Source organism: Aciduricibacillus chroicocephali (genome assembly GCF_030762805.1).
Taxonomy (GTDB): Bacteria; Bacillota; Bacilli; order Bacillales; family Amphibacillaceae; genus Aciduricibacillus; species Aciduricibacillus chroicocephali.
Map to the genome: position 1 here is coordinate 600,267 of NZ_CP129113.1, position 15,560 is coordinate 615,826.

Consider the following 15,560-nt stretch of genomic DNA (forward strand, 5'->3'; position numbering starts at 1 on the left):
GATAGGAATATGAATTGAAGGAGAGCGTACTGTGACGCGACTTTTATACGCAATTATTATTGTTTGTTTTCTTGATACATTTGTCCAGCTGCCGATTATTACGCCATATGCGATTGGTCTTGGTGCTTCACATGCACTTGCAGGCTCAATTGTTGCGGTGTACTCTTTGACGAATATGCTTGGGAATGTGGTTGGCGGGCATTGGATTGACCAGTTTGGCCGTAAGCGGATGCTGCTAGTCGGCCTTTGTTCTGTTGCTGTCGTTCTGTTCTTTTACCCGGCCATGCAGTCGGGGCCCCAGCTATTCGTAATCCGGATGTTGCATGGACTAGCAGGGGGGATTCTGATTCCGGCTGCCTTCGCTTATATTGGTGATCGAACATCAAAGAAGACAAGAGGAAAGGCAATGGCATTTACAGGAGCTTCAATAGGGACTGCTGCCATAGCAGGTCCGGCATTTGGCGGAATTATGACATCATTGGATAAGGTTGAATGGGTCTTTATCATAATCGGTATTTTGTTCCTCCTATCAGCACTTCTAGTTGTCAAATTCATTCCTGAATCGTTTACTCTTAGCGAGCGTGGCAAGGTGAGTGTCGGTGATTTTGTCCCGTTGCTAAAAAATCCAGGTGTCATTCAAGCATCACTAGCTGCTTTCGCACTTATGATCAGCAATGGCACTTTGGCTTTTGCATTGCCGCTACAAGTCGAAGCAGCAGGACTGGCACCTGGGAAAACAGGCATGCTGCTAACCATTTTCGGTTTAATGGCACTTGTTGTTTTCCTTTCACCGTTGAACAGGGTGTTTGAGAGGGTTCGGTTCATACCTCTCATTTTCGGAGGTCTTGTACTGATAAGTCTTGGGCTTTTCATGCTGCAAACTATGGCAAGTTTGAATGTGGGGATCGTCGCAATGCTTGTTTATGGAACTGGCTTTGCATTCGTTTTTCCATCAATGAATCAACTCGTCGCAGCCGAGTCGCAAAAAGTGGACAGGGGCAAGGCTTATGGAATCTTTTATGCTTTCTTCTCCCTAGGAGCGGTTGCGGGTTCAGCAATGTCGGGGGCGATTTCTGAGGCCGGCAGGGCACCATTCGCAACGAGCGCATTTGTCATGTTGCTAGGGGCAGTACTGCTAGTAATCCTGTCAGCTTTAAGGAGGCCTCATTTGCTCAAGTAAAATTGAAAAACAAATGCCCCAGCCTGGTTTTTTGATAACCAGGCTGGGGCATTTCGTTTGTTATTCGGTTTCCTGCAAAGGTTTCTTTCTGAACTTGGCAAGGAATTCATATACGACAGGGACAATGACGAGTGTAAGCAATGTGGAGCTTGTCAAACCACCGATTACAGTAATGCCGAGTCCTTTTGAAATGAGGCCTCCGCCTCCACCTTCGAGACCGACAGCAAGCGGGATGAGCGCACCGATTGTAGCTAGTGCAGTCATGAGGATCGGTCGCAATCTCGTTGAACCTGCTTCAAGCAAAGCTTCTCTCGTCGTCATGCCATCTCTTTCATTGTGGATGACGCGGTCAATCAGCACAATTGCGTTCGTTACTACAATACCAATGAGCATAAGCAAACCAATCATACTGGATACGCTCAATGGTTCCTGGCCAATCCATAGTGCAATCAAGCTTCCAATCATGATGAACGGAAGAGAGAAGAGAATTGCAAATGGTGCCAAAGCTCCATGGAATGTAATGACGAGTACAAAATAGACAATTGCAACTGCTGCAAGCATGGCAAGAGCAAGTTGTGTGAATGCCTTGTTGATGTCTTCCGTCACGCCGCCAAACTCGACTGTTGTTCCATCTGGAAGGTCAAGTTTGTCAATTTTACTCTCCACAGTACGTGAAACGCCGCCGACATCTTTGCTTTTAACATCAGCTGTTACAGATGCATACATTCGGCCATCACGACGTTCGATTGTATCTGGGGACTTGCCAGTCTTTACATCCAGGACATCTTTGATTTTTACCTGAGTGCCAAGTGGCGTCGTGATTTTTACGTTTTCCAGATCTTTTAGAGATTTGTATTCCCGTTCTTCTGTCTGGAGATAGACAGAGACGTCTTTGCCTTCATGTTTGACCTTAGTAATGGATGGTTGTTCAGCAGTTTTTGCAAGTTCCATACCAATTTGCGCTGCTGTCAGTCCATTTTCGGCCAGTTTCTTTTGGTTGGCTATAAGGGTGTACTGGTCATATGCCTCAGAGAGACTTGTATCTACTTTAACAAGGTCTTTATTTTTCTTAAGTACAGGGATGATCTTATCTGTAGCTTTCTGAATGGCCTCAATGTCATCTCCATAAACAAGGAGATCAAGACCGCTAGAACCAGTACCGGAAAAGTCCATGCTCTTCCATTCACCATTTTTCGTTTCTTTGTTCAGTTTGTTGATGAGCTTAAGATCTTCACCTTTGAAATTCTCAAAGTCATCATCATACTCGATGAAGAAGAGGGCAGAATTATCTCCGCCACCTGCACCTGTCATAGCTCCCATCGGACTGCCGCCACCTTGAGAATACTGATAGGATTTGACACCATCGCGTTTGCTGATTAGTTTCTCAGCTTGAAGTGCAGATTTTTCAGCTTCTTCTTTTGTTTCCCCTGGTTCAGGACTGTATGTCGCCATAACCATCTTTTGTTCATCTTCAGGCAAGAAGCTGACGCCTATTAGAGGAAGAAGGAAAAGACTTAAGACAAGAATGACGATGGAGCCACCAAATGTGATGAGTTTATGGTTCAATGTCCACTTAAGGATGCGCTTATAAAGGTTTGCCAGTTTCCCTGGTTTCTCCTTATGGTGAACTGCTAATGCTTCATCAGCATAGAGCTGTTTTTTGAACAGAGTATGAGCAAGCATCGGTACAAGTGTTACTGCTACGACAAGTGATGCGGCTAGTGCAAATACAACTGCAAGTGCAAAAGGCATGAACATTTCTCCGACTTGTCCACTAACAAAGCCGAGAGGAAGGAACACCGCAATCGTTACGACTGTTGAAGAGAAAATAGGCGTAAACATTTGACGTGTCGCTTCACGCACAAGTGCCTTGCCGCGCAATTTTTCACCTGGTAGGGCCATGCGGCGATAGATATTCTCCATGACAACGATTGAGTCATCGATGACACGGCCGATTGCGACTGTAAGCGCACCGAGTGTCAGGATGTTCAATGTTATATCCATTTGATGCATAATGAAAATTGCGATCAGTAGGGACAACGGTATTGAAATGATTGAAATTAATGTCGTCTTGATACTTCTTAGGAAGAGTAAAATGATCACAACAGCGAACAAGATACCGAACAAAGCTTTATCCAGCATCGTGCTGACGGAATCTTCAATTGGCTCACCCTGGTCGAAAGAAGTTTCGACTGTAAGACCGTAGTCTTTTTCAAAGTCTTTTATTTTGTCTTTTACTTTATTGACGACTTCGACTGTGTTTGCAGTTGAGGTTTTTACAATTTGGATACTAATCGATTCTTCACCATTTGTACGGGAAATCGATTCTGCTTCACCAATAAGTTTTACCTTGGCAATATCCTGTAATTGTACAGTCGGAATCTTCATTCCTTGTTGTGCTTGTGCGGAAGCTGGCGGTCCGCTTTGAGCACCAGCCTGCGGCATAGCTTGTCCGCCCTGACTTTGTGCAACACCTTGTTGTGCACCGGCTTGTCCGGTTGCTGCTTGCTGCCCAGCACCTTGAGATGGCATTGCAGGTATTTCGATTTTCTTAAGATCAGCTACCGTTGCAACATTTCCATCAATGACTAGGTTTTTAACATCTTTGTCAAAAGTGGTAAGTCCGAGCGGGTAAGTAATATTAGAACCTTGGAGAATCTGTTCTACAGATTTTTCTGTAAGTCCATATTGTGCAAGCTTCTTCTTATCAAAATCGAGGTTCACCTTTTCCAGCTGCTGTCCGGTTACTTGCACATCAGCAACACCATCGATTCCACTCAGAGCAGGAACGACATCCTTTTCCACTCTCTGTGTCAGGTCTTTAAGAGAATGTTTTGCATCACTTAAGCTGAGTGCGAGAACAGGGAAGGCATTAAAGCTAAGCCTTGTTACTTGCGGATCTTTCACCTGATCCGGCATTTCCACATCCGTTACAGCTTCTTTTACATCGTTTACTGCCTGGTCCATATCTGTATTGAAATCAAATTCAATTTGTATGGATGAAGCATTGGCAAGTGAATTGGATGTGACAAGTTTCACATCTTTCAAGTTTTCAATAGCCTGTTCCAGAGGTTCTGTCACTTTCTCTGCTACTTCATCTGGGGCAGCCCCTGGGTATGTAGTAAGAATTGAGACGTTTGGCATTGTAATATCAGGCATTGTTTCCTGCTTCATATTCAATCCGGAATAGAGGCCTGCGACGATGACCATAATTGTAAGAATCCATATGGCCAGTTTGTTGTTCATCGAGAAATTAATTATTTTCCGCAAAGTCTTCGCTCCTTTTTTAAATTGACTAGTTGGTCACAGTAATTTGACCATATGGTCGCTATTTATATAATATAGAGGTACGAAGCTGCAATTACAATGTATTTTCTATGAATTTAAATATTTTTTAGGATGACCGAATGGTCGGAAAAAAGAGGTGCCGTCATTTTGAAAGAACAGAAACAAAATGAAATCATCAAGACTTCCATTCGTCTTTTTGCAGAAAAAGGGTTTTATCAGACGAGCGTCCAAGATATTGTGGATGCGTGTGGAATGTCCAAGGGGGCATTCTATGGTTACTTCTCTTCCAAAGAAGCTTTGCATATTGCTATTTTTAAACATTATTTCAAGGAAATGCGAAGCGTGATTGAAAGTATCAACAAAGAAGATGTAACACCTCGAGAGAAGTTGAGGAAACAAATGGCAGCTCCGCTTAAATCCATCCGCGGCCAAAAAGAATTTTTTGTCATGTATTTGCGTGAGCAGAGTTTCTCCATTAATAAGGAGCTTCGTGAGTTCATGGAAGCATTTCAAAAAGATATGATTGTTTGGTACGAAAAAAGTTTATTGGCCATCTATGGGGCTGAGATGCGATCTTGCTTTGGAGACTTGATGCTGGCAGCGGAAGGTTTGCGCAATAGTTATTTATCGGCAATGCTATTTTTAGATTCGCAAATTGACATAGAAAGATTCCCCGACTTCCTCATGAACCGCCTAGATGAGCTAGCGGATGCATTCCGTGCTGGTGAGAAGCCGATTATAACAAGTGATCTTTTTGATAGAAGTTCGGATAAAGATTGTACTCCTAGAGAAGAGGCTGTTCATCTGCTTGAGGAGATGAAGAAGCGACTTGAGGAAAAAGAAGTAAAAGATGAAGGGATGATTCACGTTCTGAACATGCTGCTAATCGAGTTGACCAAAGAAAAATATGATCCCTATTACGTTCAAGGGATGCTTGCCAACCTTAAGAAACTGAATCAATTTGACAGCCAGCGAGCAAAAATTGCAAAACTGCTTGATATAGAAATATTGTAGTTACAAGTCTGTACTCTAAAGGGTACAGACTTTTTATATGGGGAAGATAGAGTAAGTGATTGTAAATAAATATATTTTAATGTTAAAATACTTTTTGTGAAATTAATCCTAGTATAAATCCAAAGGGGATCATACGGAAATGAAGGATAACATATGAACAAAAAGATGATTATTTCGAATACATTGCTCTTTATCGGGATTTTGGCGTTTATCCTGCTATTCAGTGCGGTGTTCAGTCAAGAGAATATGCTTATAGGTATATCGACGATAACGGCGATGCTCATGCTATTAGAGCGTGACCTGACAGCAGAGCCGCTTATGAACACTGGTAAACTGCTTACCTTTAATTTGTTCATGGGAATTGCTGCTTATCTCGCTAATTTGAACATGTGGCTTGGAATTCCAGTTAATTTCATTGCGATGTTCGTGATCAGCTACATGCTTATCTTTAATTTGAAAAACCCACTTTACTTGCCGTTCTCGCTACAGTATCTTTTCCTTCTTGCAATGCCAGTAGGGCTTTCCGGTTTGCCATTACGTCTCGGTGCGCTCGCATTTGGTGCAATTGCCATTATGGGACTCCAGTTGATCTTTAACAGAAACAGAGTTGCCAAAGGTGGCAAAAATCTAATCAAGGCAATTTGTGAAGCGCTTACAGAAAAGGTTGAATTGATACAAAAAGGTGAATCTGGCGCTGAAGAGAGCGCGCGTGTCAAAAGTTCGATAAGCAGTTTGCGCTCGATGATTTATGATAAAAGGGAAGAAGATTACTATTTGACGGATGAAGGCATGACATTGTTGAATATCTCAGCAGCGTTGGAGAAGATTAATCTTTTTCTCAATCAGATTCAATTAGACAAGACAGATGAGCGGTTACTTAATGATTTGCAGACCACTCTTAAACTCGCAGCAAAAGGTGTTGCTTCAGATGAACCATTGGATGAATTGAAGCGTTCATTCTCCAACTTGCTAGGCAAATATGAAGGTAATGACAACATACCTCTATTTTCATTGCGCATCCTTGCCAATGTTGATTCTTTGCTGGACAGTTTGTATGAATTGAAAAAGCTCGATAGGAAGCAAGGGAAAATTACACGTAAACTGCATGAAGTGCCGTTGAAGTTTAAAAAGCTGACATACGGTAACGCACCAAAGCATACGACTTCCATTAAGTTTTCCTATGCGATCAGAGTTGCAATCGGTATTACAATTGGCGCTTTCCTTACAGACTATTTCAAGCTGGAAGAAGGCCGTTGGATGCTATTTACAATTCTGTCTGTATCCATTCCGATATATGAACAGTCACGTCAGAAGATGCGTGACAGGCTTTTTGCAACGATTGTAGGAGCATTGGTAGCAGTTTTTCTCTTTACAATTTTTGACTCGAATCCAGCCAGGTCAGCTTTGCTTCTGCTCGGTGGCTATCTCATGAGCTATATCAAAGTGTACCGTTACAGTACAATTCTTGTTACATTTTCGGCTATTGGTTCTGTCGTGCTTATTACTGGAGAAACTCACTTTTTAACGACAGAAAGAGTGCTGCTCGTTGCATCTGGACTTGTGTTGGCGCTTATGATCAATCGTTTCATCTTGCCGTACAAACAGACAGATGCTATAAGCAATCTCCAGAAAATGTACAAAGATACAATCAATACAATGCTTCAAGAACTGCGGCTTGGTAATGGGGATGTTGACAATAAAGACAACCACAGTATGAAAAACTTGCTCATCATTACAACAATGATAGAGGACCGGTTGAAGGTGGATCTGGAGAAAGGGAGCGAGCCTGCAAATACAGAGTGGATGAATCAATTACGTTTAATCACCTGCTCAATTTTTGAATTATCGCTTTGGCTTGAGAAGCGTGGTCTGGAATCTATGAGAAATCCGGATATTGAAAGAAGTATTCGGGAAATGAAGAAAGTAAATCTTCAAAACGGAGTTGTTTCTTCTCATGGAATAGAAACAGTTGTAAATCAGATTGAAGCTGCCTCGACTTTAGAAAACAGAATTGCACTTAGTATGATCTTTGAAATTACTGCTGAACTTGCTGCCTTGAACAAAATAAACTGGAAAGTTTCATAACCACTGCTATTAAAAAATTGGAGGGATCCATATGAAAAAACTGTTAGGTAAAACAGCTATTATTACAGGTGCGAGCAGTGGAATAGGAGCAGCAATTGCAAGGGAGCTTGCATCAGCCGGAGCAAATGTTGTACTTGCTGCACGCCGTGCTCAGCCACTCATCGAACAGGCAGATGAAATTAAAGCTTCTGGTAGTGTAGCACTCGCTGTTCCTACAAACATGGCGGTGAAGGAAGAGGTCGAGCAGCTTGTGAAGCAGGCAGCAGAACATTTCGGCCATGTTGATATTTTTGTTAACAATGCTGGACAGATGCTTTCCGCTCAGGTGACCAAAGGGGAGGTTGAAGATTGGGAGCGTATGATAGATGTGAACGTGAAAGGTGTCCTCTACGGTATTAACGCTGTTCTGCCAGCAATGCTTACACGTTCTGAAGGGCATCTCGTCAATATTGCTTCTGTTTCAGGGCATGAAGTGACAAAAACCAGTACCGTCTATAGTGCTACGAAATTCGCTGTACGTGCGATTTCTCAAGGACTGGAGAAGGAACTTGCGAGGACAGGGGTACGGGTGACAAATATTTCTCCTGGCATGGTGGATACACCGCTGAGTAACACAATTACAGATAGACAAAAGCTGGCTGCAGAAGATATCGCCAAGGCAGTGGTATATGCTGTCACCCAGCCTGACTATGTCAATGTAAATGAAATTACAGTACGTCCTGTGTAACAATGTGGGACATGGCATATAAGCCATGTTCCTTTTTTGTCGAATTGAGCGTTTTATTTGTTTACTGTCAGGGAATCTTTTCCTGAGACAAGACTGAGCGAGGAAGGGAATGTATGAATGTTTTCAAAACGAGTATTAATGTGTGCTGTTGCTGCAAGTGTTGCGATCCTTACTGCATGCGGAAACGGGGCAGAAAAAGATGCGGATGGCCGTTATGAGGTACGCGCACAGCGAGCCTTGAAAGTAGGACCAGAGCGGACAAAGGCGGATAATAGTAATACATATGAAGCGATTAAGCCGTCAAACAATGCAAAGAAGCTGATAAATCATTATACAGAAGAAGAGAAAAAGGATATGCCGATTCATGAGGCGCATGGCGATAGTCAAACAAGAAGTGTACCGCTTGGACAGACCCTTTTAAAAGGCAAAAGGGATTTATCAAACGGACCACTGAAAGATCATCGCCTCGTCGCTTATTATGGTACTCCCCTATCTCAAAATATGGGCATACTTGGCGAATATGAACCAGAGATTATGATGCAACGGTTGAAAAAACAGGCTGCTGTCTATTCAGAGTTAGATCCGGAACGACCTGCAATACCGACAATCGAACTAATCGCCACAGTTGCCCAGCGAAGTCCAGGACCTCAGGGTCTATACATCACGCCCCCGTCCAAAAAAGTTATAGATGAATATGTAAAGCTTGCGGAAAAACATGGTGCACTGCTTATGCTGGATGTACAACTTGGCCGAGCTGATGTGATGACAGCGGTTAAAGAGGTGGAAGAATATTTACGTTTGCCTAACGTACATCTTGCCATTGATACGGAGTATAGCGTCGGTCCAGGGCAAGTTCCAGGAATGGATCTTGGTCATGTTGAGGGAGCAGACATTCAGGAAGCTGTTGAATATGTAGACCAAATCGTTCAAAAGGAGCATTTGCCAGATAAAGTTGTTCTCGTTCATCAGTTTGGCAATGGTATTGTCCGTAATAAGGAAGAAATTCATCCGACCAAACATGTGGAGGTTCCGCTTAACTACGATGGATTTGGTGATGCTGCCATTAAGCAGAGTGCTTATGGAAAACTTGTTCGCAACGAGCCTATACAGTATGGCGGGTTTAAGCTTTTCCATAAAAATGATAAACCGCTTATGACACCAAAACAGGTTCTGCAGCTGGATCCAGCGCCTGCCATGATTAATTATCAATAATATAAATCGGTTTGTGAATCTACTTTTAACAAAACAAGCCCCTGCAGTTTGCTCAAAACTCTGCAGGGGCTTGTTTTCTATTGAATCAATCTAGCCTTTCCACTTCTACTTGTATTTTGGTCACATACTGATCGATACTCTGCACAGCGACCTCGTCCAGCACGTATTCTTCATAGGCATTACCTTTTATTTTCAAGTTATTCTTTCTAAAATATTTCTTAATCCTCGTATATGTTTTGCCAATGGTAGCTTCGTCCCCAATGTGATAAGCGGTCACATAGAGTCCGGCTGGTCTTATGAAAACTGGACGTTCTGAATAAGAACTATCTGCTTCTATATACAAGTATTCATAGTTTTCGTAGTCCTCAGTGTCTAGTTGCGGCATTGCAATAAGAGCACCAATCGGATTTCCCTTGTTCAGTCCGAGGTGTTCAATATCTTTGCTGAATGCAGACAGTATTTTAACAAAAGCACGGTCTGAGCAATCAAGGAGAGAGGGACTTAAGTAAAGAGGGAGTGCTTCTTCATTTTTTAGGACGATTTTTGAGAAGTCTGTTGCAAGTGCCAATTCAATTTGGGAGATTTTCGTATCAATGATTTTCTGAACGCGGCTGAGTTCGATTCGTTTTTTCTCCAACTCTTTTGATTTGCGCGCAAGCAGGCTATTCAACTCATCTGGAGTCTTATCCTGAAGAAATGATTTAATCTCTTTTAATGGCATTCCGAGAGTTTTAAGCAATTCAATGACTGTGTAGACGCCATATTGTTGGAAAGTATAAAAACGATATCCTTTTTCATTTCTGAATTCAGGTGAGAGCAAACCAATCTCATCATAATGAAAGAGTGTTTTCTTCTTAACATTACATAGATTGGCGAATTCTCCAGTTGTGAAATATTTACCTCTGTCTTCGCTCATTTTAAATCAGCTCCTTGACTATCCGGTTACTGGATACTTTAGTATTTATGTTAGCACAAAAGCAAGTGTGTCATAAATATGAAAGGGTCTGAAAATCATGATTGGGATTCACAATGTAACGGAAGAGAATTACCGAAGCATACTAAAACTGGAAGTATCAGAGGGGCAGGAAGATTTCATCGAAACTCCGTATGAATGCTTGGAAGAAGCGGCAGAGTGCAAATTGTATAAGCTCGTTGGCTTGTCTATTGACGGTGATTTTGCAGGCTTTGCCATGTACGGATATTTTCCCGCAGAGAAAGCAGAAATAAGTGGAAGACTGTGGATCGACCGCTTTCTTGTCGATGGGAATTTTCAGGGGAAGGGTCTCGGGAAAAAGTTTTTCCAGGCTATCATCCAACAGGTGGAATCAGAATATGGAAAGCAGCCAATCTATCTTAGTGTCTATGCGCAGAATAGTGTTGCAATCCGTATGTATGAGAAGTTCGGTTTTATTCCTACTGGTGAACAAGATGTGAACGGTGAATTAATCATGGTTAGAAGCCTCGAGCAAGGAGCATGCAATTTGCATGTATAAGGTGACGATAAATGAATGAGTTAAAAAATACACCCGTACGGAAACTGTTTATAACTTATCTAGTTCCTTCAGTACTTGGATTAATGCTCATGTCAGTCAATATTCTGATTGATGGTATTTTTGTCAGTAAAGGGGTTGGAGCGGAGGCGCTTGCGGGCGTTAACATTGCTGTACCAGTCTATTCCATTCTGCTCGCGCTTTCTCTATGGATTGGCATTGGAGGCGGCACACTCTACTCTATTGCTGGAGGAAGAGGGGATTGGAAGGAAGCGCGTCAATATTTCACACAAAGTTTAGTCTGGGCAATTGGCATCGTCGGTACGATTATCTTGCTCTGTCTATGGAAAGAGAAGGAATTGGCTCTACTGTTTGGAGCGGATAAAGAGATCTTGCCGTATGTACTGGATTATCTGCATATTATTGTACTCTACGGACTTGTCTATGTCCTTGAAAATATTTTAAGTATTTTCATACGAAATGATGGCAACCCGAAACTTGCAATGTCGGGTCTGATTGTGAACTCGGTACTGAATATTATCCTAAACTACATTTTTATTTTTCAGTTTGGCTGGGGAATCAAAGGGGCGGCATATGCAACAATCATTGCAACTTTTGTAGGTGTCATAGTGATGTGCTCCCACTTCCTTCGTAAAAAGAGCCAGTTGGGATTCGTCCCGTTTACACCTGATCTGCGTAAATTAAAAGAAATACTGACAATAGGTTTTCCAAGCTTCATTGCGGAAGGAACAGCTGCTGTAATGACAGTCGGCTATAATGTAACCTTTATGTCATACGTCGGAAAAATTGGTATTACCGCTTTTGCGGCTGTCAATTATTTGCACGCCGTTTTTCTGATGTTCTTTCTTGCTGTTGGTGCAGCGATTCAGCCACTCGTCAGCTATCATCATGGAGCGGGACTGCATACCCGAGCTAAGCAATTCCGAAAATATGCTCTTGTCACAGGTGCGGTCTTTGGGGTAATTGTCTTTGGGGTCTGTCTGTTATTTGGCAAACAGCTCGCTAGTTTGTTCAACGTAACAGGAGGGGCTTTGCTCTCCTATACAGTTACAGGGCTTACCTTATTCACAACAGGTTATTTGTTCCTATCCATTAACATGGTTTGGGCTGAGTATTGCCAAGCGATCAAGCGGACAAGGGCTGCAACGATTATCATTTTGCTGCGGAGTATTGTATTTTTCCTTCCGTTGCTATGGCTGCTTCCGGAGCTTTTCGGAAAATGGGCGATATGGTTAGCGCTGCCGGGCGCTGAATTTTTGACAGCGGCTTCTATTTTTATCATTCTTGGTTACCAGAGAAAAGCTGAAAGGTCAGTAAAAGAAGTAAATTAAAAGATGAAGCACTGCAGGAATTGGCTATTCCGAATTTGCTTCATCTTTTTCTGCGTTGGATCATTGTGACGACATTGTTACCTCGTAATTTGTTCTCGTTAATGTTATGGATATGTTTTTCTTTGATTGTATGGTCGGCATGCGTATAACAATTCAATAAGGTGTAAAAGCCATCAATTTCTTCAGGTACGAGGCAGGCTGGTGAAGCGAGCAAATTTTCTTTTATTTTTAGTGCAAGACGATTCCTTTTCAATACAGTTATGTCCTTTGTGTGGACAGTCACTTTCTTTAAGGTACAGCGTTCACTAAAAACAATAAAGGATTTAAACAAATGATTGTTTTCAATTCCGAGTAATTGTCTAATCGCCCGGATATGACCGGCATTTTGCATAATAGGATTGTAGAAGCGGTTTTTATTTCGGGGACTGAACACCTGTGTCCATTGCTTTTGCTTTTCATCTCCAAAAATCCATCCGCCAAAATTCTTAGACTCAACTACATAGAAACCTTTTTCGGTAATCATGACCAAATCGATTTCAGTCATTGTTCCATCTTTCTTAGGTATGTATAAATTGGTTAAGATGCGCTTATAGCCAGGGACCTTTTCTAATATGGAATATGTCTTGTATTCTCCATAAATACCTTTATCAAGGAATGTCCTCAAGAATGGATTACCGCTTTCCTGAGAATAGCTTTTATGTTTTTTTAGCTGTACAAGGAAGGCTGCGAGAAGAACAAAACAAATGAGAAGACCTGCCAATATTTCCACCTCGCCATATTGTGAATATTCTTATCATACTATATTCGGTCGTGTTTGTTTTTGTTTTTTAGGAAAAGGGAACTGGATTGAATCATATGTTCATAGAAGGAGTCCTGAAAATGAGAGACAGATTACAGCATTATATAAATGGCGAATGGGTCGATTCTACAGGTTCTGAAACGACAGAAGTCCTGAATCCCGCCACTGAAGAAGTTATAGGTCACATCAGTCTCGGAAAAGAAGAGGATCTTGACAAGGCAGTAAAAGCAGCACGAGCTGCATTCCCTGCTTTTTCTCGTACTACGAGGGAAGAGAGGATTGACCTGCTGGATAAGATTGTTGATGCTTATGAACGCAGAAAAGATGAAATTATTGAGGTCATCACACTGGAACTTGGCTCACCAGTGAAAAAGTCGGAAGAAGTCCATTATGCAATGGGGTATAACCACTTCAAACAGGCTGCTAAAGAACTGAAAACATTCCAATTTACTGACAAACGAGAGAACTCCACTGTTGTAAAAGAATCCATTGGGGTGAGCGGTCTGATTACACCTTGGAACTTCCCAACGAATCAGACGACTACGAAGATTGCCAGTGCGCTTGCTGCAGGAAGTCCAATGGTTCTGAAACCTGCAGAAATTACACCTTATGCTGCAATGATTCTTGCTGAAATCTTCGATGAGGTTGGCGTACCAAAAGGTGTATTTAATCTTGTGAACGGGACAGGAGAAACGATTGGGAACGGCATAAGTTCTCACCCGGATATCGATTTTGTATCGTTTACAGGATCTGTGCCAGTTGGGACAAAAATTATGGAAAATGCTGCTCAGACGATAAAGAAAGTCGCACTGGAGCTTGGTGGCAAGTCTCCACTTATCGTACTTGAGGATGCTGATCCGGAATATGCTGCCAACACAGCTGTCTCCCATATTATGAGCAATACTGGGCAGGTATGTTCGGCGGCAACACGCATTATCGTTCCAAAACAAATGAAAGAGGAATTCGAAAAGGCCCTCGAAAAGGTACTGCCTACTTACAAAGTCGGCGACCCGCAAGACCGTAATACATTCACAGGGCCTCTTGTTGCCGAGAAAATTTGGAATCGAGTACAGGAATATATCCAGAAAGGCATTGATGAGGGAGCTACGCTTCTTGCGGGCGGAACAGGCAAACCAGACGGGCTTGAAAAAGGATACTTTGCTAAGCCGACCATCTTTACAGATGTGAAAAATGATATGACAATTGCGCGCGAAGAAATTTTCGGCCCTGTCATGTCGGTCATCTATTCAGATTCATTGGATAATGCGATTGAGATTGCGAATGACACAGACTATGGGTTGGCAGGCTACGTGGTCGGCAAGGACAAAAAGACACTTGCACAAGTTGCAAAAAGTATCCGCGCTGGTCGTATTACAATCAACAATGCAAAAAGTGACTTCTCAGCACCATTCGGAGGATACAAGCAATCCGGAATTGGCCGTGAATGGGGAAACTTCGGCATTGAGGAGTATCTTGAGCCAAAAGCGATTCTTGGAATGGAAGAATAAATAGATTTTCGAAGCTGAAGCGGCGAAGTGACCTCTCTATTGAGAACATTTCGCCGCTTTTGATTTTAATGCGATTAACTTCCAATGGAATGGAGTGCGCGCATACGATAGGCATTCATTGCAGTTTCACCAAGCTGCTCCATTAAGTTATGGTTCGCATATGCACCAACAATGGCTCCAAAACCTGGAATGAGCTGGAGCAGTTTCGCTAAGTCGATATAATCACGGTATTCTTGCTGGAACACTTGCCAGTCCATATCAAGGATGGCATGTTTATAAATTTCCCAATTCTCAATGACTTCCAGAGTTTCACGGCGCTTTTCGGTATTTGAAAAGGCAAGCTGGAAGATATGAAGAAGGAAGAGCCGTTCTTCATATTGGTGAGGATTATATCCGTACACTGCAGCAGTCTCATAAAGGAATTTCATTTTAATGGAGAGCAGGAGCGGAAAGTCCGCGATTCCGAGCAAAATTCCGCCAAAGCCTGTTCCTGCACCTTCTGCGACAGCGGCTTTTTGATATGTGGCTAACTTTTCTCTGAACAGTTGATCTTGTTCGAATAGGGTTGAAGGAGCGGCAGCCTGCCGGGATAAAACACTAGCCCCTGTAAGGATTGATTTAATAAATGCTTTTATGGCCACAGTAATCGCTTGATGTATTTTCTGTGGGATGACGGAATTTATCTTGTTTTGAACATTTTTGGACATGCGTTTCATAAGATGAGGATTTTGGAGTTGCTTTTTCTTCCACATCTGTATTTCTTTTTGGACAATTTCTTCATAGCTTGTCATAAGAAACCTCCTGATCCTATTATGATTATTTTTAAAATTATACTTATGTCACAGGATATCCACAGAAACTTTACGCAAGAGCATAATGCACCTTCTGCGAATTGCAGTACGGTC

Annotated in this window: 12 protein-coding genes; 8 read left to right on the forward strand and 4 right to left on the reverse strand. The window is 42.3% G+C overall.

What is annotated here, in order from left to right:
• Nucleotides 1-31: 31 nt before the first annotated feature.
• Nucleotides 32-1,180, forward strand: coding sequence for an MFS transporter (locus QR721_RS03155; protein WP_348029029.1), 1,149 nt, complete (start codon nt 32-34; stop codon nt 1,178-1,180).
• A gap of 60 nt (nt 1,181-1,240) precedes the next feature.
• Here the strand turns inward: QR721_RS03155 and QR721_RS03160 are convergent, their stop codons facing one another.
• Nucleotides 1,241-4,450 carry an efflux RND transporter permease subunit gene (locus QR721_RS03160; RefSeq protein WP_348029030.1) on the reverse strand — a complete coding sequence of 1,070 codons (3,210 nt, stop codon included), beginning with the start codon at nt 4,448-4,450 and terminating at the stop codon, nt 1,241-1,243.
• 165 nt (nt 4,451-4,615) lie between these two features.
• On the opposite strand from QR721_RS03160, the gene QR721_RS03165 reads away from it, so the two are divergent.
• The 4 genes from QR721_RS03165 (at nt 4,616) to QR721_RS03180 (ending at nt 9,506) form a co-directional block, all read left to right on the forward strand.
• Nucleotides 4,616-5,482, forward strand: coding sequence for a TetR/AcrR family transcriptional regulator (locus tag QR721_RS03165; RefSeq protein WP_348029031.1), 867 nt, complete (start codon nt 4,616-4,618; stop codon nt 5,480-5,482).
• A 153-nt stretch (nt 5,483-5,635) separates the two neighbouring features.
• Nucleotides 5,636-7,567, forward strand: coding sequence for an FUSC family protein (locus QR721_RS03170; RefSeq protein WP_348029032.1), 1,932 nt, complete (start codon nt 5,636-5,638; stop codon nt 7,565-7,567).
• A gap of 31 nt (nt 7,568-7,598) precedes the next feature.
• Complete coding sequence (locus QR721_RS03175; protein ID WP_348029033.1) at nt 7,599-8,294, forward strand: SDR family oxidoreductase; 696 nt, start codon at nt 7,599-7,601, stop codon at nt 8,292-8,294.
• Between the two features lie 117 nt (nt 8,295-8,411).
• Nucleotides 8,412-9,506 carry a hypothetical protein gene (locus tag QR721_RS03180; protein WP_348029034.1) on the forward strand — a complete coding sequence of 365 codons (1,095 nt, stop codon included), beginning with the start codon at nt 8,412-8,414 and terminating at the stop codon, nt 9,504-9,506.
• A gap of 85 nt (nt 9,507-9,591) precedes the next feature.
• Here QR721_RS03180 and QR721_RS03185 read toward each other — a convergent pair whose 3' ends face one another.
• The gene (locus tag QR721_RS03185; protein ID WP_348029035.1) at nt 9,592-10,422 is read right to left on the reverse strand and encodes a MerR family transcriptional regulator; all 831 of its coding nucleotides are present in this window, start codon (nt 10,420-10,422) and stop codon (nt 9,592-9,594) included.
• A gap of 97 nt (nt 10,423-10,519) precedes the next feature.
• Between QR721_RS03185 and QR721_RS03190 the strand changes: the two genes are divergently transcribed.
• Entirely contained in the window at nt 10,520-10,999 is a 480-nt protein-coding gene (locus QR721_RS03190; protein WP_348029036.1) for a GNAT family N-acetyltransferase, read from the forward strand.
• Between the two features lie 11 nt (nt 11,000-11,010).
• Nucleotides 11,011-12,348 carry an MATE family efflux transporter gene (locus tag QR721_RS03195; protein WP_348029037.1) on the forward strand — a complete coding sequence of 446 codons (1,338 nt, stop codon included), beginning with the start codon at nt 11,011-11,013 and terminating at the stop codon, nt 12,346-12,348.
• Between the two features lie 40 nt (nt 12,349-12,388).
• Here QR721_RS03195 and QR721_RS03200 read toward each other — a convergent pair whose 3' ends face one another.
• On the reverse strand, nt 12,389-13,108 hold the full coding sequence (locus QR721_RS03200; protein ID WP_348029038.1) for a nuclease-related domain-containing protein: 720 nt from the start codon (nt 13,106-13,108) through the stop codon (nt 12,389-12,391).
• Between the two features lie 119 nt (nt 13,109-13,227).
• Between QR721_RS03200 and QR721_RS03205 the strand changes: the two genes are divergently transcribed.
• A complete protein-coding gene (locus QR721_RS03205) occupies nt 13,228-14,655 on the forward strand; it encodes an aldehyde dehydrogenase family protein (RefSeq protein WP_348029039.1) in 1,428 nt (475 codons plus the stop codon).
• A gap of 74 nt (nt 14,656-14,729) precedes the next feature.
• On the opposite strand, the gene QR721_RS03210 is transcribed toward QR721_RS03205, so the two are convergent.
• The gene (locus tag QR721_RS03210; RefSeq protein WP_348029040.1) at nt 14,730-15,446 is read right to left on the reverse strand and encodes an EcsC family protein; all 717 of its coding nucleotides are present in this window, start codon (nt 15,444-15,446) and stop codon (nt 14,730-14,732) included.
• Nucleotides 15,447-15,560 lie beyond the last annotated feature (114 nt).

Bases quoted from the DNA above. Each gene is read 5' to 3' on its own strand.
- QR721_RS03170 (WP_348029032.1), top strand. From the start codon at position 5,636: ATGAACAAAAAGATGATTATTTCGAATACATTGCTCTTTATCGGGATT.
- QR721_RS03175 (WP_348029033.1), top strand. From the start codon at position 7,599: ATGAAAAAACTGTTAGGTAAAACAGCTATTATTACAGGTGCGAGCAGT.
- QR721_RS03180 (WP_348029034.1), top strand. From the start codon at position 8,412: ATGTTTTCAAAACGAGTATTAATGTGTGCTGTTGCTGCAAGTGTTGCG.
- QR721_RS03185 (WP_348029035.1), bottom strand. From the start codon at position 10,422: ATGAGCGAAGACAGAGGTAAATATTTCACAACTGGAGAATTCGCCAAT.
- QR721_RS03190 (WP_348029036.1), top strand. From the start codon at position 10,520: ATGATTGGGATTCACAATGTAACGGAAGAGAATTACCGAAGCATACTA.
- QR721_RS03195 (WP_348029037.1), top strand. From the start codon at position 11,011: ATGAATGAGTTAAAAAATACACCCGTACGGAAACTGTTTATAACTTAT.
- QR721_RS03205 (WP_348029039.1), top strand. From the start codon at position 13,228: ATGAGAGACAGATTACAGCATTATATAAATGGCGAATGGGTCGATTCT.
- QR721_RS03210 (WP_348029040.1), bottom strand. From the start codon at position 15,446: ATGACAAGCTATGAAGAAATTGTCCAAAAAGAAATACAGATGTGGAAG.